This is a genomic window from Salinivibrio costicola subsp. alcaliphilus (genome assembly GCF_001996185.1).
Taxonomy (GTDB): Bacteria; Pseudomonadota; Gammaproteobacteria; order Enterobacterales; family Vibrionaceae; genus Salinivibrio; species Salinivibrio costicola.
Genome location: NZ_MUFR01000023.1, coordinates 14744 through 37263, shown reverse-complemented (window position 1 = coordinate 37263; position 22520 = coordinate 14744). Strand labels below are relative to the sequence as shown.

General features: G+C 50.8%; 17 protein-coding genes. 11 read left to right on the top strand and 6 right to left on the bottom strand.

The window, feature by feature from the left end; all coding sequences use genetic code 11:
• Window positions 1-28: 28 nt before the first annotated feature.
• Window positions 29-2245: a TonB-dependent receptor gene (locus tag BZJ21_RS09380; RefSeq protein ID WP_077669644.1), complete on the top strand. Its 2217-nt coding sequence runs from the start codon at window positions 29-31 to the stop codon at window positions 2243-2245.
• Between the two features lie 823 nt (window positions 2246-3068).
• On the opposite strand, the gene BZJ21_RS09365 is transcribed toward BZJ21_RS09380, so the two are convergent.
• Window positions 3069-4700 carry an ABC transporter ATP-binding protein gene (locus tag BZJ21_RS09365; protein WP_021022828.1) on the bottom strand — a complete coding sequence of 544 codons (1632 nt, stop codon included), beginning with the start codon at window positions 4698-4700 and terminating at the stop codon, window positions 3069-3071.
• 502 nt (window positions 4701-5202) lie between these two features.
• On the bottom strand, window positions 5203-6558 hold the full coding sequence (locus BZJ21_RS09360) for a dihydroorotase (protein ID WP_077646992.1): 1356 nt from the start codon (window positions 6556-6558) through the stop codon (window positions 5203-5205).
• A gap of 201 nt (window positions 6559-6759) precedes the next feature.
• Between BZJ21_RS09360 and hinT the strand changes: the two genes are divergently transcribed.
• The 7 genes from hinT (at window position 6760) to BZJ21_RS09325 (ending at window position 13279) form a co-directional block, all read left to right on the top strand.
• Entirely contained in the window at window positions 6760-7110 is a 351-nt protein-coding gene (gene hinT, locus BZJ21_RS09355; RefSeq protein ID WP_077460639.1) for a purine nucleoside phosphoramidase, read from the top strand.
• A 22-nt stretch (window positions 7111-7132) separates the two neighbouring features.
• Complete coding sequence (locus tag BZJ21_RS09350; protein ID WP_158011539.1) at window positions 7133-7723, top strand: hypothetical protein; 591 nt, start codon at window positions 7133-7135, stop codon at window positions 7721-7723.
• Complete coding sequence (locus BZJ21_RS09345) at window positions 7710-8567, top strand: phosphotransferase (RefSeq protein ID WP_077669643.1); 858 nt, start codon at window positions 7710-7712, stop codon at window positions 8565-8567. The genes BZJ21_RS09350 and BZJ21_RS09345 overlap by 14 nt, the downstream gene beginning before the upstream one ends.
• 67 nt (window positions 8568-8634) lie before the next feature.
• Window positions 8635-9489 carry a DUF6279 family lipoprotein gene (locus BZJ21_RS09340; protein ID WP_077460636.1) on the top strand — a complete coding sequence of 285 codons (855 nt, stop codon included), beginning with the start codon at window positions 8635-8637 and terminating at the stop codon, window positions 9487-9489.
• Window positions 9490-9595: 106 nt separating this feature from the next.
• Window positions 9596-10138 carry an alpha/beta hydrolase YcfP gene (ycfP, locus tag BZJ21_RS09335; protein WP_077577006.1) on the top strand — a complete coding sequence of 181 codons (543 nt, stop codon included), beginning with the start codon at window positions 9596-9598 and terminating at the stop codon, window positions 10136-10138.
• A gap of 289 nt (window positions 10139-10427) precedes the next feature.
• Window positions 10428-11717 (top strand): NAD(P)/FAD-dependent oxidoreductase, encoded by a 1290-nt coding sequence (locus BZJ21_RS09330; RefSeq protein ID WP_077460634.1) that lies wholly within the window; start codon window positions 10428-10430, stop codon window positions 11715-11717.
• Window positions 11718-11974: 257 nt separating this feature from the next.
• Window positions 11975-13279, top strand: a complete 1305-nt coding sequence (locus tag BZJ21_RS09325) for a DEAD/DEAH box helicase (RefSeq protein ID WP_021022820.1) — start codon at window positions 11975-11977, stop codon at window positions 13277-13279.
• Between the two features lie 115 nt (window positions 13280-13394).
• On the opposite strand, the gene BZJ21_RS09320 is transcribed toward BZJ21_RS09325, so the two are convergent.
• From BZJ21_RS09320 to BZJ21_RS09310, 3 genes are all read right to left on the bottom strand, one after another.
• Window positions 13395-14267 (bottom strand): peptidoglycan binding protein CsiV, encoded by an 873-nt coding sequence (locus BZJ21_RS09320; protein ID WP_077669642.1) that lies wholly within the window; start codon window positions 14265-14267, stop codon window positions 13395-13397.
• Between the two features lie 64 nt (window positions 14268-14331).
• Window positions 14332-17796 (bottom strand): transcription-repair coupling factor, encoded by a 3465-nt coding sequence (mfd, locus tag BZJ21_RS09315; RefSeq protein ID WP_077669641.1) that lies wholly within the window; start codon window positions 17794-17796, stop codon window positions 14332-14334.
• A gap of 4 nt (window positions 17797-17800) precedes the next feature.
• The gene (locus BZJ21_RS09310) at window positions 17801-18394 is read right to left on the bottom strand and encodes a hypothetical protein (protein ID WP_021022817.1); all 594 of its coding nucleotides are present in this window, start codon (window positions 18392-18394) and stop codon (window positions 17801-17803) included.
• 195 nt (window positions 18395-18589) lie between these two features.
• On the opposite strand from BZJ21_RS09310, the gene BZJ21_RS09305 reads away from it, so the two are divergent.
• Genes BZJ21_RS09305 through lolE form a run of 3 tightly spaced genes read left to right on the top strand, consistent with a single transcriptional unit; the run spans window position 18590 to window position 21694 of the window.
• The gene (locus BZJ21_RS09305; RefSeq protein WP_021022816.1) at window positions 18590-19777 is read left to right on the top strand and encodes a lipoprotein-releasing ABC transporter permease subunit; all 1188 of its coding nucleotides are present in this window, start codon (window positions 18590-18592) and stop codon (window positions 19775-19777) included.
• Window positions 19770-20459 carry a lipoprotein-releasing ABC transporter ATP-binding protein LolD gene (gene lolD / locus BZJ21_RS09300; protein WP_021022815.1) on the top strand — a complete coding sequence of 230 codons (690 nt, stop codon included), beginning with the start codon at window positions 19770-19772 and terminating at the stop codon, window positions 20457-20459. The genes BZJ21_RS09305 and lolD overlap by 8 nt, the downstream gene beginning before the upstream one ends.
• A complete protein-coding gene (gene lolE, locus BZJ21_RS09295; protein ID WP_077669640.1) occupies window positions 20453-21694 on the top strand; it encodes a lipoprotein-releasing ABC transporter permease subunit LolE in 1242 nt (413 codons plus the stop codon). The genes lolD and lolE overlap by 7 nt, the downstream gene beginning before the upstream one ends.
• Window positions 21695-21943: 249 nt before the next feature.
• On the opposite strand, the gene BZJ21_RS09290 is transcribed toward lolE, so the two are convergent.
• Window positions 21944-22504 carry a DUF2062 domain-containing protein gene (locus BZJ21_RS09290; RefSeq protein WP_021022813.1) on the bottom strand — a complete coding sequence of 187 codons (561 nt, stop codon included), beginning with the start codon at window positions 22502-22504 and terminating at the stop codon, window positions 21944-21946.
• Window positions 22505-22520 lie beyond the last annotated feature (16 nt).

The window sequence follows — 22520 nt, the reverse complement described above, 5'->3', positions numbered from 1 at the left end:
TATTTTATAAGTTACAGCAGGGGTATTTATGAAGTCGTTCCGTCTGTCTCCGGTCGGACTTGGCGTGATTGTCGCGTTAACCATAGGACAAGCCAGCTTTGCACTAGCAGATGACACAGTCGTCGAGGACACACGCCTTAACCAGACCGCTACTTCTTACGAGGGCATACACCCCGACGAAGTGGTCACCATTGTCGGTTCGCAAGTAGACCTGGGTGGTGAGTACCAAGGCGGACAAGTTTCTCGTTCGGGCCGATTTGGTATCCTCGGTAACCAGGATTTCATGGATACTCCGTTTTCCTCCATTAGCTACACGTCCCAACTGATCGCCGATCAGCAGGCGAAGAGCGTCGGTGATGTGCTGAAAAATGACCCGGCGTTACGTCAGTCGGTCGGCTTTGGCAACTTCCAAGAACTTTACATGATTCGCGGTTTCCCGGTTTATTCCGACGACATGACTCTGAACGGTCTGTACGGCATTCTGCCTCGTCAATATGTAGCAGCATCAATGCTTGAACGGGTTGAAGTGTTCCGTGGTGCCAACACTTTTGTGAATGGTGCGGCGCCGGGTGGCAGTGCAATTGGCGGCTCTATTAACCTGATACCGAAGCGTGCTGGTAGTGAACCGCTAACCCGCGTCACGGTCGGCACTCAGTCCGATGGCCAGAGCTATGGCGCGCTGGATCTGGGTCGCCGTTTTGGTGATAACCAAGAAAGTGGTCTACGTGTTAACCTGGTTGCCCGTGACGGCGATGATGCGGTCGATGATCAGGATACCCAGCTTGGTGTGCTGAGCCTGGGCTTTGATCACCTGGGTGACAACTTCCGCATGTCGGCGGATGTCGGCTATCAGGATCATCATATTGGCTCACCGCGCCCGAGCGTGACGCCGGGTAGCGCAATTCCATCCCTGCCAAGCAGTGATACCAATTATGCTCAGGACTGGACCTATACCGATGAGAAGCAGTTGTTTGGTGTGGTACGGGCAGAATACGACTTCAGCATTCAGACGACTGCCTGGATGGCAGCGGGTATGCGCCGCGGTAAAGAGCATAACCTGCTGGCCAACCCGACCGCTGACGGTAATGGTAATCTGACCGCTTATCTGTTTGATAACGTGCGTGAAGATACCGTGATGTCAGCAGACAGCGGGGTAAGGCACGAATTCTCAACCGGCAGCATTGGACATACTGTTGTTGTGTCCGGCTCGCTTTATCAGTCACGTTCGAAAAACGCGTACGAGATGTCTGACTGGTCCGGAGGTAGTGTTGGAACTCTGACCGACTACGAGCAGATCAGCATTCCTGCCGTCACATCAAGCGCCGGTAATATGAGCGATCCGACTGAAACAGAGCGAGTGACTTACAGCAGTGCGGCGTTGGCAGATACGCTGTCGCTGTTAGATGACCAGGTTAAACTGATGCTGGGCGCGCGTCTGCAAAGATTGGAAACCAAGAGCTTTGATTATAATACCGGTGATCGAACTGGCGGCTACAGTAAAACCACTCTGACGCCGTCGCTGGGTGTGGTGTATCAGCCAACGCTGGATGTCTCTCTGTACGCGAACTATGCTGAAGCCTTGCTGCCAGGTGAAGTTGCACCTGAGTCCAATAATGGTGTTACAGTGGCGAACAAAGGTGATGTGCTTAAACCAAATCGCTCAGAGCAGTATGAAGTAGGTGCCAAGTACGATACAGGCAGCTACGGCGCCGTGGTCAGCCTATTCGAAATCAGTAAGCCGACGTACATGTACGACAGCAACAATAACTATACCGACAACGGTGAGCAGCGTCATCGTGGTATCGAACTGTCGGCGTTTGGTGAACCGATTGAACGCTTGAAAGTACTGGGTGGTGTTACTCTAATTGATGCTGACATTGTGAAAAGTTCCAATACTGATGCAGAAGGCAAGAATGCGATCGGTGTGCCGAAAGTTCAGGCTAACTTGAACCTGGAGTGGGAGACTCCATTTGTGGAAGGTCTGACCCTGGAAGGTCGCACTGTCTATACCGGTTATCAATACGCCAGCTCGGATAACTCACTCGAATTGCCTTCCTGGACTCGCTTTGATCTGGGAGCCCGTTACGGTATGAAAGTGGGCGATAATACGCTGATTCTGCGCGCCCGAGTTGACAACGTTACCGATAAAAATTATTGGGCATCTGCTGGTGGTTACCCGGGCAGCAATTACCTGGTACAGGGCTCACCGCGTACGGTCGTACTCTCAGCCAGCTACGATTTCTGATTTAGCAAAACAAAAAACAACTTCGGCTGGTGTTAGATTGCTGACGAACCCCGCCTTTTTAGGTGGGGTTCTTTTTTGTTTGCCCAGCTAAGCTGGCAAACCCGTCAGGTTGAAAGAAACCTGAATCGCCCCGACTGAGAGGGGAAGATAATCCGACTCGCAAGGGCGTTGCTGGCCAACGGCCGGGTCTGAAGGAAGCGATAGGAAATTAGAGGCACACAACGCAAGTGAACCTTTCGGCTTGATAGTTGAGTAAGTGTGCGAAATAACGCGAAGCCCAGTACTCAGTCAGACCTATCAAGTGATTGAGAGTGGCGCCTCTGACAAGGAATCAGTGCAGTAACTGGGTAAGCCTAGCACTGATCCAGAGGAATACTGGAGGCGGGCACCAAGAGGCAAGTCAAGGAGGATGTTGATGTGAGGTGGCAGATAAATCCGTAGTCGTGATGAAAGCTCGGCCTAAGAAAGCTAGTAATGGTGTGGAGGAGAAAGCCGAGGTGACCATCAGCATAGCATCTGATGGAGCACTGTTTAGCCAAAAGCAAATAAGTGCTGCGAAATTAGGAAGTGCTCTTTAAGTCTTTGATGAAAAATTATTTCTTTTGATAGTACCCAAATCGATTGTCTATCGAGGTATTCCGAGCCGGTCCGCACACAGCGCATAACTCACTAGGGTATGTGTTTGTTTAGCATTTATGCTGAATGGAGGTGTGTATGAGTCGTATACGGTGTCCGTATATAAGGTTCTGTGAGCGGGGAGGCAGCAACGCCTCACCCTACTCGATGTTTAACGATGTTGCCCGTTTGGACATCACTGCGTGGGCTAAGCCACTTCCTCTTCTTCCAGATCGAACGACGCGGCAATCAGGTTACGCGTGTATTCGTGTTGCGGGTGATGGAAGATTTCTTCTGGTGTGCCCGCCTCCATGACTTTGCCGTTTTGCATGACCATGACGCGGTCTGATAGCGCACGAACTACACTCAAGTCATGGCTGATAAACAGATAGCCAATATTGTGACGCTGTTGAATGTCTTTCAACAAATCAATCACGGTCAACTGCACTGAACGGTCCAATGCAGAGGTTGGTTCGTCGAGTAAGATAAACGCAGGATTCAAGATCAAGGCGCGTGCAATCGCAATTCGCTGACGCTGACCGCCAGAGAACTCGTGCGGATAACGGTTAATCGCGGAACTATCGAGACGTACTTCATAAAGGGCATCTTTTACCCGATCGAGACGCTCTTTTTTGTCGAGCTCTGGAAAGTGAGTGCGCAAGCCCTCAGCCACAATTTCACCGACCGTCATGCGGGGCGACAGTGAGCCAAATGGGTCTTGGAACACCATCTGCATATCGCGGCATAGCGCTTTATTCTCACTGTTTTTTATTTCGTGGATATCGTGACCTCGAAAACAGACTCGGCCTTCGGCAACGGGCAACAAGCGCATAATTGCGCGGCCCAGGGTCGATTTACCCGATCCAGACTCGCCCACGATACCTAAGGTCTCCCCACGGCGTAGCGATAAGCTAATGTCGCTAACCGCTTCAAAATAGCGTTTGTTGCCGCCAAAGAAGTCAGCACCAAGGAAATACTTGATGGTGACATTATCCACGGTTAGCAAGTTTTCTGAATCCTCGTTGACAGCCGCTTTGCGACCACGCGGTACCGCGTCAATCAGCATTTTGGTGTAATCTTCTTGCGGATTATCGAACAAGGCTTTGGTGTCGTTGGTTTCAACCACTTCACCTTTACACATCACCACAACGCGGTCGGCTAAGTGTTTCACCACGGCCAAGTCATGGGAGATAAACATGATCGCCATGCCCATCTTTTGCTGTAGTTCGCCAATCAAGTTCAATACTTCGGCTTGTACCGTTACATCCAGGGCCGTTGTTGGCTCATCGGCGATCAGCAAGTCAGGCTCATTCACTAGGGCCATAGCAATCATGATGCGTTGCAATTGGCCGCCTGAAAACTCATGCGGGTATTTTTGCAATGCGCTAGTGGGGTTAGGAAGGTGGACTAAATTAAGGAGATCGATAATCCGCTGCTTGGCCTTGTCTGACGTGGTGCGGTGGTGACACTGAATGGCTTCGGTTAACTGCTCGCCAACGCGCATATACGGGTTCAGTGAAGTCATTGGCTCTTGGAAAATCATCGCGACACGATCACCGCGCATTTTCTGAATTTGCTTGGTCGACAAGGTCAGAACATTGGTATCGTTAAAGCTTACTTGCGATTCAGGTTTTACCACAGCGTTATTGGGCAGCAGGCCCATCACGGCACTGCTAGAGACCGATTTACCCGATCCTGATTCGCCAACGACAGCCACGGTTTCACCGGGCATGATGTCAAAGCTTACGTTTTTAACAGCATCGACCATACCGTCGTTGGTAGTAAATGACACGCTCAAGTTTTTGACACTGAGCAGTGGCTTAGAAGCAGATGAAGACATCATCACCTCACTGGTTGATTATTCGACGTCCCGAGCTTGCCGGTGCCTTCTGCACGACAATAACGTGCATGATATGGACTGCGGCGATGGCTCGATGATTTGGGTTACGCCTGCTGGATTACCGAGCAAACGTGAGTCATTCATGTGGGGTCATCATTGCTTGCGATGGCTTTGCAATGTACGCCCTGATGCGGATATCAGCCAGCTGGTGCCTTTGAACGGCTTACGCCAGTGGAAGAGGTAGGATACGAGTGTCGCGATAACCGAAAGACGCTTAAGGTTACCTCTCCTTGCGAACACAGCTTTTCAACATCATCCGGTGTTGAAACCAAGCAGCGTGAATATCCATATATCAACAACACAATAAACGATTCGGATATAAAAGCAAATCGTTATTATAAGCAAGGTTTGTGATGTGAGAGTTTGACCGCGCAGGCAAAAAGAAAAGCGCGCGACGGATTCGTTTTGGTGTCGCGCGCGTATCAATTAAGGGTTACGTCGTTTAGCTGCGGTCGAACGCTAGACGCGTGGAGTAGCGCTTCTCACTGTGCTGACCGTGCTCAAACGCGACTTCGCCATTAACGAGAGTCATCTCAATGCTTGACCCAAAGGTGTGGCCGTCAAACGGTGACCACTGGCACTGATAAAAGAGATTTTCTTGGCTGACTGTCTGAGTTTGGTTCAGATCCACCAGTACTAAGTCGGCCCAGTAGCCTTCACGAACGAAACCGCGCTCTTTCACCTGATAGCGAACAGCCGGCGCATGAGCCACTTTTTGTACCACCAACGGCAAATCAAAAATCCCGCGATGATAAAATTCTAACGCCACTTGCAAGGCATGTTGCACTAAGGGCAGACCGGCTGGGGCGTTAAAGTAGGTATTTTGCTTCTCTTCAAAGGTGTGCGGCGCATGATCGGTGGCAATTACATCGATAACCCCGTCTTTCACCGCTTGAATGAGCGCTTGCTGGTGGTGTGCCTCTTTGATCGCAGGATTACATTTGATCAGTGTCCCTTTGCTGTCGTAGTCGTCGCGATTAAAAAACAGGTGATGAACACAGGCTTCGGCAGTGATTTGCTTTTGCTGCAAGGCTTCTAGGGTTTTAGCAGGCTCAAACTGGTACAGCTCGTCTTCGGTCGTCAGATGCAATACATGCAAGCGTGTCCCGTGTTTTTTGGCTAAGTTAACCGCCAGTTGCGACGATTTTAAGCACGCTTCTTTGGAACGAATATGGGCGTGCGCATCAATGGGGACGTCGTCGCCATATTTTTCCCGATATATGCCTTCCAGTTCATTGATCATTGGCGTGTCTTCGCAATGGGTTGCGATCAGCGTTGGGCAGTCGGCAAAAATCGCGTTCAGTGTTTCAGGATCGTTGACCAACATGTTCCCGGTTGACGCGCCCATAAATACCTTCACGCCACACGCAGCGTTGGGATCAAGACGACGGATCTCATCGATATTGTCGTTAGTAGCGCCAAGATAAAAGGCGTAATTGGCATGACTGGATTGTGATGCGCGTTGATACTTTTCTTCCAGTGCCTCTAGCGTAGTGGTCGGCGGGTTAACGTTGGGCATTTCCATGTAGGTGGTGATGCCGCCGGCAACCGCGGCTTTCGATTCAGTGGCAATGGTGCCTTTTTTCGGGAAGCCAGGTTCACGAAAGTGAACTTGGTCATCAATCATTCCAGGTAATAGGTGTTTACCGGTTGCATCAATCACGCGACAATCGGCGGCCGCAGGGGCACTGATGTCGCGAGCAATCTGGCTAATGCGGCCATTTTCGATCAGTACATCGGTCTCAACAACGTGTCCTTCGTTGACGACAGAAGCGTTTTTGAAAAGCAGGGTGGTCATGGTGTGATCCTTACATGTCAATGCATCGGTGCTATGGTACCGCAATCGATTACTTGATTCAGCCCCTGTTTTTACCGGGGATTGACGGATATTTCACCGCGCATTGACCGAATTGTTGCACATTCGTACCGTTAGCATATTGCCCTTCATTGGGGGCTGCCGCATACTTGGCCGACACACAATCATAAAAGGGAATCGACCATGGCGGAAGAAACTATTTTCAGCAAAATCATTCGCAAAGAAATCCCCGCGGATGTTGTCTATCAGGATGAACTTGTTACTGCCTTCCGTGATATTAATCCGCGCGCGCCGGTTCATGTGCTTATTGTACCCAACAAATTGATCCCAACGACCAATGATGTGGAGCCAGATGATGAGCTCGCGCTCGGGCGTATGATTACCGTGGCCAAGAAAATTGCAGCGGACGAAGGGGTTGCCGAAAACGGCTATCGTTTGATCATGAACTGTAATCAACATGGTGGCCAAGAGGTCTATCATATCCACATGCATTTAGTGGGTGGGCGAGCGCTTGGGCCCATGGTGGTGGGTTAACACATTAAATATGAATGAAACCATGAAAACCGCGAACCTTGAGTGGTCACGCCGATGGACGAAAAAATGGGGCAAGTTGCGCTTGCCTCAACTAATGGTGGGCGCGCTCGTGCTGTTACTCGCAGGGTGTGCGCCTCGCTACCAGCCGGTTAACCCGTCGCCAGACACCAACCGCGCAGCACGTTTATCAGATTCGCAGGTGCATAACGGCATTGATCGCGCCATGCGTGCTGCGGTGGAAGCCTTATTGGCGAGTGAGCCTTTAAAGGTATCGCCGGTGACCTTGGTCCAACCGATCCAAAATAGCAGTGGCGATTATTTTCCTACCCCAAGGTATTCAACGCAGTTGCAAGCGGGCTTAATCGAATCCGGTCGGATAACGCCTGTTCCTGAAGCGAGAGTACAGGCGGTCCGCGCCTCGTTAGGGTTGGCAGCGAATCAGGTGCTGGTGGATCCCGCGACCATTATGCAATATGGCCGCATGCTGGGTGCGCAGTATCAACTGAGCGGTAAAATCACCGGTCAGGCCCCTTATCAGCTAAGTTTGCAGTTAATGGACTTACAGTCAGGAGTGATCGCTTGGCAGGATGTAGAACGCTTTGTCAGCCGTTGAATGGTCTCCTGCTCTGGCGCAGACCTTATCTACCGCACTGACGCGCTATTATGGTGTCCCTACCGAGGTTACCGGTGTCGAGCCGTTGGCAGCGGGCCTGACAAATCGCTGTTTACGACTCACCGACTCACAGGGGGGGCGCAGTGTTTGGCGTCCCCATGGTCGAGCGGCGAATGCTTTTGCCATTGACCGTGCGCGTGAAGCTCAGGCGCAATCTTTGGCCGCTGAGCATGGGCTGGCGCGTCAGCCGATTGTCCACAACGGCGAAGGATTATTGGTGCCTTGGGTGGATGGTGAACCGCTTTGTAATCTAAAAACCGATCAGGCATCGATCCTTATTCCACTTTTATCCCGTATTCACCAGCTGCCGGCGGATCTGGAAACCGCGTCCGTCGAGGCACAATGCGCTCATTATGAAAAGCAACTGCCTGATGGTGTGGTAGCGCGTTTACACCGGCTCAAACATAAGGTGCTCGCACACAGCCCGCTCCCAACGTATGAGCCATCGGCGGTGTGTCACATGGACTTGGGCGCTTACAATGTGGTGATCGAGCCAGATGGTAACCCGTGTGTGCTTGATTGGGAGTATGCCCGCGCCGGTGATCCTTATCTTGACATCGCGCTCTTTTGTCGTGCTAATGGCTGGTTACCACACACTGTGGTGCCGCGTTATTGTGCTCTGCGGCAACTAAAATCGGTGAATGTTATCCTCGCACGCGTCAACGCTTGGTTGCCGTTTACCGACTATTTAGCACTATGTTGGTATGAGGTGGGGGCGAATCTGTATGGATTACCTGCGTACAATCAAGCAGCGGACGTGCTGTATCAACAGCTTTCAGAGTAGACCGCCCGCTACATTCGGATAAATCCCTCGTAGCTGACGCATAGGCGAATAAGGATAAGGAGACAATATGGTCAAGGATTGCAAACGGCGGTGTCGAACAGGCTGGCTTGTGGGCTGTCTGTTGGTGCTTGCGGGATGTACCACGGAGCTTGCGTACAATACGTTGCCGTTTTGGATTCACTATTACCTGGACGATATTGTCGACCTAACCGCCACCCAATCGCACCAAGTAAAAGCGGACCTCGATGCAGTTCAGCAATGGCATCGCGTGGAGGAGTTGCCTCGGTTAGCGGATCGGCTCACCTTGATCGCCGCGCAAAGTACGGAACGGCAAACATGGGACCAATTGCGCGATCATCAAGCTGGGTTTAAAACTCGGATACAAGCCACACTCAATGCACTGATCCCGGCGACGACGCGTTTATTGCAAAGCCTGGATGATCGTCAGGCTGAGCGATTGACCCAATTTTTAAAAGACGAAATTGCTGAGGCACAAGCGCGCCGTGACCAGCAATCACCGCAAGAACGGCTAGCCGAGCAACAAGAAGAGCTTGAGGAGCGCACTGAGGGTTGGGTCGGACACACCACAGACAGCCAAGCGCCATTCTACGCTGAGATGGCGGACTACCAGCAACGCGCGATGCCGACCTTCATCACGGTACGTGAGCAGTTGCAAGCGCGGCTATTTAACCTGATTGAGACACGCCAACGCGATGACTTGGATAGTCAACTGCGTCAATGGGTGGATGACCTCGTCGCCTGGCGCGGTGGTAGTGATACGCAGACAGACATGGCGATCTATCGCTCTCGACGCCTTGACTGGTTACTCCGGTTCGATAAAAGCTTGGATGATGATCAACGCACGCACTTGATAGAAGAACTTGAGCAATGGGCGTCGCGTTTGCAAGGCATGGCTGGATAAAAATACCCTGATCCTCGCTAGGGTGATCTTGCTCATTTTTGCGTGTAAGCAGCTATGCTATTGATAAAGGCCATTACATTCTTAGCGCAATCAGCAAGGACCGCTTATGATCATCTATCTGCATGGCTTTGATGCCACCAGTCCAGGCAACCACGAAAAAGTGCTTCAACTTCAATTTGTTGACGACGATGTTCGCACCATTAATTACAGCACTTTGCACCCCAAACATGATATGCAGCACTTACTTAAACAGGTGCAAACGCAGATCGAAGCCAGCCAGGATCCTAACCCATTGATATGTGGTGTTGGGCTAGGCGGGTATTGGTCAGAGCGAATTGGATTTTTGTGCGGGATAAAACAGGTTCTGATCAACCCAAACTTACACCCTCAGGAAAATATGCCGGGCAAAATCGACCGTCCTGAAGAGTACGAAGATATTGCAACTAAATGTGTCACTGATTTTCGTCAGCGCAACCAGCAGCGGGCGTTGGTTATCCTATCACGTGAAGACGACGTGCTAGACAGTCAACGTAGCTATCATCTGCTTTCACCTTTCTATCCTGTGCGTTGGGACGAGGCGCAAACCCATAAATTTAAAAACCTTTCTACGCATCTACAAGCGATTGCGCACTTTAAAAAGTCTACCTGATGGTCACTTTCCCGTATCGAGCGTATAGCTAGGCCATTGTTATACGCGCTTGGTGTTATTTTCCTACATTTTATCCGTAAATAAAGCACAGACAAGGGTCGAAGTGTTCGCCATTTTACGGCAAAATGAATGGGCGTGCTGACCAACTACACAGCAATAAACCACACGCACTGATACAGATTATGTCGTTAGTCACTAACAAATAGAAAGTGGCGTACTTAAGACCGATTTTAGCTAGTGGCATACGTGCGGCTAGCGAGTGTTTTTTAATTAAGGTAAGGATGTAGAAGTGACCAAAATTATCGTTGTCGGCGGTGGTGCAGGCGGGCTTGAGCTCGCGACCAAGCTAGGCCGCACGTTAGGCCGCAAACGCCGTGCTGAAATCACCCTCGTCGATAAAAACAGTAGTCATTTATGGAAACCCCTGCTGCACGAGGTGGCCACGGGATCGATGGATGAAGGCGTCGATGCATTAAGCTATCGCGCGCATGCTAAAAATCATGGGTTTGATTTCCAAATGGGCACATTGTGGGATATTGATCGCGAACGTAAGGTGATCACCCTCGCGCCCATGTATGACGAGAATAACGAGCTATTAATGCCCGAGCGTGAGCTCGAATATGACACCTTAGTGATGGCGATTGGCTCGACCTCTAATGACTTTAATACCCCTGGCGTGCGTGACAATTGTATTTTCCTGGATAACCCGAAACAGGCACACCGTTTCCGCCGAGAAATGAACAATGAGTTTATGCGCCTGCACGCGAAACACGGTGACGGCAGTGTTGATATTGCCATTGTCGGTGCGGGGGCGACAGGCGTTGAATTGTCGGCTGAGCTGCATAATGCGATTAAAGAGCTGCGCAACTATGGTTTCCGTGACCTCGAGAACTCTAAGTTGAATGTGACCTTGGTTGAAGCAGGCGAGCGAATCCTACCGGCGTTACCGCCACGTATTTCTAGTGCCGCGCATCAAGAGTTATTAAAACTCGGCGTAACAGTAAAAACCAACACCTTTGTGGTAAAAGCTGATGAAGATGGCCTAGAAACCAAATCGGGTGAACGTATCCATGCCGACATTATGGTTTGGGCTGCGGGGATTAAAGCGCCTGATTTCTTGAAAGATATTGCGGGTTTAGAAACCAACCGCATTAATCAGCTTGAGGTGAAGAACACCTTACAAACGACCCGTGACGACGATATTTTTGTGATTGGTGATTGTGCGGCGTGCACGCAGGAAGATGGCAGTAAAGTGCCACCGCGCGCGCAGTCTGCCCATCAAATGGCGAGCCTGTGCTTTAGCAATATTGTTGCGAAAATGAACGGGCGTGAACTTAAACCTTATGTGTTTAAAGATCATGGTTCGCTGGTTTCCTTAAGCCGCTTCTCGACGGTTGGCAGCTTAATGGGGAACCTGACCAAAGGCTCAATGATGATCGAAGGGCGCATCGCGCGTGTGGTTTATATTTCTTTGTATCGCATGCATCAAATTGCGTTGCACGGCTATGTAAAAACCGGCTTGATGATGTTAGTCGGCCGCATTAACCGTGTGTTACGTCCAAGCTTGAAGCTGCACTAAAGTGGGATAACGCGCCTAATCTAAACCGGGGCCTATCCCCGGTTTTCTTTTTGAAGATGGCGCTTTTGCGATAATTGTTGCTCAATGGCGCGAAAGTCGTCACAATAGCGCCGCAATCAAGATTATTGATATCACTTCTAGAGCAACCCTCCTGAACGCCGAGTTTTCCTCATACAACGATATTGATATTCATGCCCTTAAGCGACGGGTAGGGTGTCTACACGTGGCGACATTTTTTTATTTATTGAGATCAATTGATGAGTTTCTCCTCTTTAGGACTATCTGCACCACTCCTTAAAGCCGTGCAAGAGCAAGGCTATACCATCCCATCACCGATTCAGGCTAAAGCGATTCCGGCAGTAATTGAAGGCCAAGATGTGATGGCTGCCGCGCAAACCGGCACCGGTAAAACCGCTGGGTTTACGTTACCGATTTTAGAACGTTTGCAAGCCGGTAAACGTGCGCGCCCGAATCACGTTCGCACTTTGATTTTAACGCCAACGCGTGAACTCGCCGCACAAGTTCATAAAAACGTTGAACAATACAGTCAGTACACGCCGCTGACCTCGCTGGTGGTGTATGGTGGGGTGAAGATAAACCCGCAAATGATGAAATTGCGTAAAGGGGCCGACGTCCTCGTGGCAACGCCGGGTCGTTTATTGGATCTGTATAACCAAAATGCCGTCAACTTTTCGCAACTTGAAGTGTTGGTGCTGGATGAAGCCGATCGCATGCTGGATATGGGCTTTATTCGTGATATCCGTAAGATTTTGGCCGCTTTGCCTGCGAAACGTCAGAATCTATTGTTCTCAGCTACCTTCTCGGATGAGATCCGTCAACTTGCCAAAGGCATGGTCAACAATCCGGTAGAGATTTCGGTCAGCCCTGCTAACCAAGCGGCGACCAGTGTCGAACAGTGCATTTATCCTGTTGATAAAAAGCAAAAAGCGCCGATGCTCTTATCGTTAATTGCCGATAACAACTGGCAACAAGTGTTGGTCTTTAGTAAAACCAAGCACGGTGCCAATCGTCTGTCGCGTTATTTAGATGAGTATGGCGTCAGTGCTGCCGCGATTCACGGTAATAAAAGCCAAGGCGCACGTACCAAAGCACTGGAGCAATTCAAAACCGGTGATGTACGTGTGCTTGTCGCGACCGATATTGCCGCGCGTGGCATCGATATTGCGCAATTACCACAAGTGGTTAACTTTGATTTGCCCCATGTCGCTGAAGATTATGTTCACCGTATTGGACGGACCGGACGGGCCGGCGCTGTGGGTCATGCGATTTCGCTCGTCTGTGCCGACGAAGCTAAAGATCTCTTTGCGATTGAGCGTCTAACCAAGCAAGTGTTACCGCGCCTTAGCCTTGAGGGTTTCCCAGTGGCGAATCCGCTGCCAGAGTCGCGGTTAGATACGCGACCACTGAAGCCGAAAAAACCGAAGAAGCCAAAGCAGTATCAAGATGGCCAACGTTCGGGCGAAAAAGCACGAGGGCATAAACCGATGAGTAAAAATCGTCGCCATACGGGCAAGCCGGGTGCGAAACCGTCATCCTCATAGTCTGACTGGGGCTGTGAGCGTGAAACTAAAAAAGCCGGCTTGATGTGCCGGCTTTTTAATGCGATTTTTTCGATGAGCGACTTTCAATAAACGGCTTTCAATGAGCGACTGTCGATTAACCGTTATTGACTTTGCGGACCTGAATAATCAATCCCATCATTGGATTATCGAGATAATGTGTTTCACCACTGCGCATACGGCGTTTGTGGGTAAATGCATAAGGCTGCAAGTAGCGTTCAACATGGTATTGTTTTTCTACTTTCTGTAGCCCTGCCACTTGCACATCGTTATTTTGATTCGCGGCAGTATCGGCGCGTTGCAGTGGCATATCAATGATGTCTTCAACTAAAGCGCGACGTTCAGTCGGCTCGCGTAACACCATATCGGCCTCGACATATAAGTAATGCTGAACATAGACACGTAGTGTGCCGTCAAGTTCATACAATCCCTGCGGTGTCGCGGGCTCGGAGACGCTTTGCTCGTCCCAGTCTTTGCGGCTTAAGCCATCGGCAGGGTCGTCAGCGGTCTTCGGCTCAGGTGTTGCTTTGATCGGCGTGCCGTCGGGATTAAAACTTGCGCGATAGTCTTTTCCTGCCATCACTCGCAGTAAAGGCAGTGCCGCTCGACCACTGTCATCTTGGCGCCATGCCACATGAACCATGGGCGTAAAGCCTGCATGGTTTTTTAATTTGTTGTAGGCATCGTTAAGTTGCCATTGGTTAGGTGACAATGGCGTTAACCCGGCGTCTTGTAACGCGCGTTGATTGGTGACTGGCACGCCGCGGCTCACACTGCTCTCGCTGTCTTGCGATGGCCAGTTTTCTTCTACGCTTGCAGGATCTTGGTTGCGCTTAAAAACAATTAATTCGACATCATAAAGCCGTTTAGCCCAGACGGGCTGGCTTAATGACAACAGTAATAACACCACAAGTCCTTTTAGGCCTGCGGCTGAGCGCCAATCTTTCGCGGGACGTTGATGATTTCTCACTGGTTACTCCATTGGTAATGAAAGGCGACGTTGTCAGCCGCCTTTCATTGGGTTTGTTGACGCACTAGGCGACTAACTGATGGCTCGCAAATTGAGTCAACAGCTCATCAATAAAGTTCATCCGCTCGCGTCGGTCGGTGAGCGTTTCGACAAACTTGATCTTAGTTGGCCCGTCAAACTTAAACTTATCTGGGCGAGATTGTAACAGTCCCACTAAAAATCCGGGATCAATTTGCGCGTTTTCATGAAACTCCACTAAGCCACCCCGTTCACTGGCCTCGATCTTCTTCACGCCTAGGCTCGCGGCACGTATTTTCAGTTGCTGAATGTGGAGGAGGTTCTTCGCCGCATCAGGCAGTAATCCAAAGCGGTCAATCAGCTCGACTTGCAGCTCGTTCATGTCGTCGTTGGACTTGGCGCTGGCAATGCGTTTATACATCGATAGGCGCATATTAATGTCCGGAATATAGTCATCCGGTAATAGGGCAGGTAGCCGCAATTCAATGTCGGTCTGTTCATTGAGCAGTGCATCTAGGCTTGGCTCTTTGCCCTCTTTTAAGGCTTCAACCGCTTGCTCTAACATATCCATGTAGAGGGTAAAGCCAATCGATTGAATTTGGCCGCTCTGCTCATCGCCCAATAACTCGCCCGCCCCACGAATTTCCAAATCTTGCGTCGCGAGAGTAAAACCGGCCCCCAAATCTTCCAGCGCGGCAATGGCGTCGAGTCGTTTGACCGCATCTTTGGTCATGCGTTTTGGATGTGGCGTGAGCAGATACGCATAGGCTTGGTGGTGTGAGCGTCCAACCCGGCCACGCAACTGATGAAGCTGCGCCAAGCCAAAGTGATCGGCGCGATCAATAATAATGGTGTTGGCTGAGGGAATATCGATGCCGGTTTCGATGATGGTGGTACACACTAATACATTGTACTTTTGGTGATAGAAATCACTCATGATTTTTTCTAGCTCACGCTCGCGCATTTGCCCATGCGCCACGGTCACGCGAGCTTCAGGGATCATGTCACTGATTTCATTCGCGGTTTTTTCTATTGTCTCGATATCGTTGTGCAAAAAGTACACTTGCCCCCCGCGCATGATTTCGCGTAAGAGCGATTCTTTGATCAAGTTGTCTTCGCGCTCGCGGACAAAAGTCTTCACCGCTAAGCGTCGTGAGGGCGGGGTCGCAATAATCGACAGATCACGCATGCCACTCATGGCCATATTGAGTGTCCGGGGAATCGGTGTGGCGGTGAGCGTGAGAATATCAACATTGGCACGCATGGCTTTGATTTTCTCTTTTTGACGTACCCCAAAGCGGTGTTCTTCGTCGACAATCAGTAAGCCTAAATCCCGTACTTTGACATCGGATTGCAGTAACTTATGGGTGCCGATCAGTATGTCGACTTTGCCGGCTTCGCAATCGGCCATGATTGCTTTTTGCTCTTTGGCGGATTTAAAACGTGAGAGCACTTCAACCCGCACTGGCAGGTTAGCGAATCGATCGCGGAAGTTTTCAAAGTGCTGTTGCGCGAGCAAGGTGGTTGGCACTAATACAGCAACTTGCTTACTGTTGTTTACGGCGAGGAACGTCGCCCGCATTGCCACTTCCGTTTTGCCGAAGCCAACATCGCCGCAGACCAGGCGATCCATGGCGATCGGGCGGCACATGTCGGATAACACCGCATTAATCGCTTGGGACTGATCTGCGGTTTCTTCAAACGGGAAGGTGGCCCGAAATGTTTGATAGGCCTCTTTGTCGTGAGTAAAGGTAAAGCCTGGCTTGGTTTCGCGTTTGGCATAAACATCCAAAAGCTCTGCGGCGACATCACGGACTTTTTCGGCCGCACGGCGACGGGCTTTTTCCCACGCTTCGCCGCCTAATTTATGGATAGGTGCGGTGTCTTCCGCTCCGCCAGAGTAACGGCTAATTAAATGCAATGCGCCGACAGGCACATACAGTTTGGCTCCTTGCTGGTATTCGAGCGTCATGTATTCGGTTTTTAAGCCGCCGGCCTCTAAGGTCTGCAAACCTTGATAGCGGCCAATACCGTGCTCAAGGTGAACCACTGCTTGTCCCGGTTTGAGCTCTGCCAAGCTGCGGATCACCGCATCATTACTGACGGTTTGTTTGCGTTTTTCGCGTCGGCGTTGTTGCACGGCGCGCTCGCCGAACATGTCACTTTCGCAGATTAGGGCAAATTGGCGCGGGTTATCAATAAAGCCTTGGTCTACCGGACCGATGATTAAACCAAAACGACCGGATTGTGATAGGGCTTCGGATAAGCCATCTGCGACCATAGGACGGATTTTCGCTTGGCTAAGTAAATCCAACAATGCTTCGCGTCGACCTTCCGATTCGACCGAGAAAATCACCTTACCGCTATACGCTTCGCTGAATTGACGCAATGCGGCCAACGGCTCTTTCGCTTGGTGGTTAACGGTCAGTGACGGCAGTGGCGAGATGTCCAGATTCTCGCGTCCGGCTTTTTCTGTGACGCTGTCACTTTCAAGCTTAAGCCTAGGGTACTGTTTGAGTGTCGCAAACAGGGTGTCTTTGCTCAGCCATAGTGCATCGGGAGGAAGCAGTGGACGCAGCGGATCAACACGGCGTTGATCATAGCGGTTGGCGACATCTGCTTCAAAGTGGCTGATCGCCGCATCGATATCGCCGACCGATAAGATAAGTGTGTTGTCAGGCAAATAATCGAACAAGGTTTCGGTTTGCTCGAAAAATAGCGGCAGCCAATACTCGATCCCCGCTGGCCAGGTTTTTTTGCTGACTTGCTGATAAATCGACTCAGGCTCTCGGCGCGCTTCAAAGTGTTCACGAAAACGGCCGCGAAAGTATTCGACGGCGGCATCATCGGTAGGAAACTCATGAGCCGGCAGTAATTGGATCTGAGTCAGTTCGCCGGTTGAGCGCTGGTTTTCCGGATCAAATTGACGAATGGTATCGACTTCATCATCAAAAAAGTCAATGCGATAGGGTTCGTCACTGCCCATTGGGAATAAATCAAGAATGGAGCCGCGGCTGGCGAATTCACCATGTTCCATCACCTGATCAACATGGCGGTAGCCGGCATCGGTGAGTTGGTCACGCAGCTTTTCAAGCGAAAGAATATCGCCTTTTTTCACCATCAACGCATGTTGGTGCAAAAACTGTCTTGGTGTGACGCGTTGCAGTGCCGTACTGGCCGGTGCGATTAATACTCCCGTTTTCTGGTGCGGCAGTTGATACAAGCAAGATAGGCGTGCCGAGATAATGTCTTGGTGGGGCGAAAAACTGTCGTACGGCAGCGTTTCCCAATCGGGAAAAAGATCGCACTCACCTTGGGTGAACTGGCGAATGGCCGGCTGTAATCGCACTGCGGTTTGGTTATCCGGGACCAATAGAAAAACCGGGCCCGCATGCTGTTGGGTTAAGGTTGCAATCGCTAGCGGAAGCGCGGCCCCTGCTAGGTTACCAAGGTGTTTAACGTCGCCGGGGCCCGTGGGCAGAGTGAAAGCGTAGAGCGGTTGTTGGGTCATGAGTTTAACTGCTTGATTGTTTTCGGTCGCGTGCGCGTTTTTTTAAGAGTTTTTGCTGATGATATAACGCGGCACGAATGAGAGTGTCTTGGTCTTCTTCCAATAACCGTGTGTATTGGATTTGGATCAAATAGTGAGGCTGATTGCCATCGTCTTCTTGGTGATGCTCGCAATCGGTCACCACGCCGTAGCAATAAATGGCTGTGGGTGGATGATCAAGGAACAGCTTGACGCGTGCATGTACCCCAAGTGCTAACGGCGATGGACTCAGGTACGAAAAACGACTCGCCCCAAAGGTGTGGGTGATAAAGCGGTGAGAAGGCTGATCTTCATGGCTGAGCATGTAGCCCATCATCAGTGTGAGCTTTTCGTTTTGAGTCTGCAAAATGCGGAACAATGCTGACGCGTCATTAGGGTCAATCGACTGTAAATCCTTTTCCACGTCAGCATCAAGCTGGCCGCATTGGCTCGCCAAGCGAAATGGCGCGGGGATCTCCGCGATGAAGCCATCCGCGTCCGGTTGCGGTTGATTGTCGGCGAGAGGCTCCACATTTATCCGCATGGCCGCTCGCACAGAGAAGTATTCGTCTTGGCTCATCACTGTGCCTTTACATTGCTGTTGTATTCATGATTATCACGCACCCTTACTGAGAGGTAAAGGTTAGCGATACTTTCTCGCCCTAAAGGCATGGATTTGTATCATCCAGAGGGGGTTAAATGCGGCGGATAACTTGGCGAGCCTGACTTGGACAGGTATGCTTGCAGCGAATCAAAACAATAAGCTAGGTGTGCTATGTATCAACCTTTGTCGGTGTTTATTGGCCTGCGCTATTTGCGTGGCCGTTCAGCCGACCGCTTTGGGCGTTTTGTCTCGTCGATGTCTACCGCGGGGATCGCGATCGGTGTATTGGCGTTGATTACGGTGTCATCGGTGATGAATGGATTTGAAGCCCAACTCAAAGGCCGTATTTTAGGGGTGTTGCCCCATGCGATTATCGCCAATGGCCAGTTAGGATCGACACCATCGACCATAGAGCAGTGGCCGCATGTGGTCGATACCGCGCCGATAAAAACCACCGATGCGGTGATTCAAAGCCGTAATGGCCTCAGTGCCGGTTTACTTGAAGGGATTGATCCGAAGGCGACAGAGCCGCTGGCGTCCCACCTTTTGCAAGGTGAGATGTCGGCACTGCGTCCGGGACGCTATCAAGTGATGATAGGGCGCGCGATGGCATCTGAGTTGCAATTACGGGTCGGAGATTCGGTCCGAGTCATGGTCACCAGTGCTAGTCGTTTTACGCCCATCGGTCGGATCCCTGCGCAACGTTTATTTACTGTAGGTGGGATTTTTCATACTGGCACGGATGTCGATAACCAGTTGATGCTGGCCAACATTGAAGATGTCGCAAAACTGAGTGGTATTTCCCCAAACCAAGCGAACGACTTACGGTTATTTTTAGATGATCCATTTGCGATTACCCAGCTTAAACCCAAGGCCGATCCTGCCACCTGGACCGATTGGCGACGTTGGCGTGGTGAGCTCTTTCAAGCGGTGAAAATGGAAAAAAACATGATGAGTTTGATGCTGAGTCTGATCATTGTGGTGGCGGCATTTAACATCATTTCCGCGCTGATCATGGTGGTGATGGAAAAACAATCCGAGGTCGCGATTTTAAAAACACTGGGCATGAAAGATAGAGACATTGTGGCTGTCTTTATCGCTCAAGGCAGTTTAAGTGGTCTGGTTGGTGCTGCCATTGGGGGCGTGCTTGGTGTATTGATTGCATCATACATCAACGAAATCATGGCGATATTCGGCGTGAGTCTATTGGGTAACGGCTTAGCGTTGCCTGTGGTTGTTAATCCGTTTCAAGTTGCCATGATACTCGGCTTAGCCGTTGTGCTAAGCGTGTTGGCAACCTTATTCCCTGCATTTAAAGCGGCATCTGTTCACCCTGCTGAGGCACTGCGTTATGAGTAAATCTTTGTTGTCCTGCCACCGTGTCAGTAAAACCTATCAAGAAGGTGGGCAATCAACCTGTGTGTTAAACCAGGTGTCAATGACAATAGCCCCGGGCGAGCTGGTGGCGATTGTGGGGTCATCCGGCTCGGGGAAAAGTACGCTATTGCACACGCTTGGTACGCTTGATGCGCCGAGCGAGGGCGATGTTTGGATTGAGGATGCATTGGTGAGTGCGATGTCGGCGTCACAACAGGCGACACTGCGCAATCAAACCTTAGGATTTGTTTATCAGTTTCATCATTTGTTGGCCGACTTCACCGCGCTCGAAAACGTGATGATGCCTTTGCTGATCAACAAAGTTAGTCACAAAGCGGCAGCAAAACAAGCCACTGCGATCTTGAATGCGGTTGGGGTTGGGCATCGACTCAAGCATCGCCCCTCGGAGTTATCGGGGGGTGAGCGCCAACGTGTGGCGATTGCACGTGCCTTAGTCAATGAGCCGAAGTTGGTATTGGCCGACGAACCGACAGGCAATTTGGATCACGCCACGGCGTTAGAGATCTACGATTTGATGCGACAACTGAATGCGAAACATGGCACGGCGTTTTTAGTGGTCACTCATGATAGTGAGCTGGCAGCAAAACTGGATCGCCAAGTGATGATGCAAGATGGTCACTTGGTTGTGCAGGAGGCATCATGAAACCGTTATCCTTGGCGATAGGCCGGCGCTTTAGTCGTGCTCGGCAGCGAAATCGCTTGGTCTCCTTTATTTCTCTTTCCTCGGTCATGGGTATCGCGGTGGGCGTCATGGTGATCATTGTGGGTTTATCGGCCATGAACGGGTTTGAGCGAGAGTTGAATCAACGCGTGCTGTCGGTGGTACCTCATGGGCAGGTGTTTGGGGTCAATGGTCCGATTGAAAACTGGCAACAGGTGCAAGCGCAAAGTGAACGGCACCCACAGGTGGAAGCGGCGGCGCCTTATGTCGAGCTTACGGCATTGATGGAACATGGCACCCGCTTACAGCCCGCACAAATTCGCGCGGTGGATCCCACCTCAGAGCGCACGGTTAGCCGGATTGGTGATTATATCGATGGTGGATGGGAAAGCTTGCCAGCGGGGCAATCTCGTCTTGTCTTGGGGCAAGGCATTGCTTCTCAGCTCGGTGTTAGCAAGGGTGACTGGATCACGGTCATGGTGCCGGCGACAGACAGTAGCCTTAACCTACGGGCGCCGAAGCGGGTGCGAATGCAGGTTGCTGGCCTGTTGCAGTTAGGCGGACAAATCGACCATTCGCTGGCATTAATGCGTCTCCAAGATGCCCAAGCTCTGATGGGAATGGATGAGGCGGTGACCGGCGTCTCGCTTAAGGTTTCGCCGGTACTCGACGCGCGAAAAATCGTACAAGAAGTAGGGCAAACCTTATCTACTTATGTGTACTTAAAAGATTGGACGGGCGATTTCGGGTATTTATATCGCGATATCCAGTTGGTCAGAGCCATTATGTATTTGGTGATGGTGCTGGTGATTGGCGTGGCGTGTTTTAATGTGGTGTCAACCTTGATGATGTCGGTAAAAGATAGAGCTGCGGACATTGCGATTTTACGCACAATGGGCGCGAATGATCGCCTGATTCGACGCATATTTATCTGGTACGGATTGTTCTCTGGGGCGTTAGGCAGCGCAATTGGCAGTGTGTTGGGCGTGGCGATTGCCAGTCATCTCACCGCGATCTTGTCTCAGATTGAGGCTTGGGTCGGGCATCGTTTTTTGTCAGGTGATGTGTATTTTGTCAACTTTCTCCCCAGTGAGTTACATGCCACAGACGTAGTACTTGTTAGTATCACGGCGATACTTCTGAGCTTGCTGGCGGCCTGGTACCCAGCACGTCGTGCTTGCCAGCTTCAACCCGCTGCAGTGCTCAGTGCCAAATAGCGTGAATACCAGATAGCTTTAATACCAGAGAGCTCTAAAACTAGATAGCTTTAATACAAAATAGCCTTGATACAAGATAGCCTGCATAAAAGACAGCGACAAAAAGAGCCCGTTACGACGGGCTCTTTTTGATCTGTCTCGCTCAAGGGTGTTAACGATTGTATAACGACCAACAGCTATTCCATCTCACTCGCACCTTATCGGACTCACTCTTGCGCAAGATGCACCGAGCGCTACGCTACGTGCTCACTAAGATGACGGTTTGGTCGGCTTTGGGAGTACTTGTTTGATTTTCTTAGGCAAGCGAAGTTTGCGCTTTTGCCAGCTTCTCACCACCGAGTAGCGCCAAATACCGCGCACACTGAAATAACCAATCACCGCGAAGACGAGCCCGCTAGTGATACACCCTAATAAAAAAGGTGGGCCAATATGGCTCATTTGCTCGGCAAGGTAATGCCATGAAAGCTCAAAGTGAAAGGGGATAGGTGCCGTATTCAGCATCCAGGTCCCGAGTTTGTAAGCGAGATAAAACATCACCGGCATGGTGATTGGATTGCTTACCCACACCAAAGCCACGGCCAGTGGCAGATTCACGCCGAACATAATGGCCAGGCCTGCGGCCATGATCATTTGGCTAGGAAGTGGGACAAATGCCATAAACAGCCCCACCGCAAAGGCCCCTGATGCCGAGCGCCGGTTAAGGCACCACAGATTGGGATCCTGCAACAGGCTACCAAATACGCGTAGCGCCTTATTGTCGCGCAACGCCTCCCGCTTTGGCATATAGCGTTGAAAAAACTTCTTGGGCATACCTGTTTACATTACC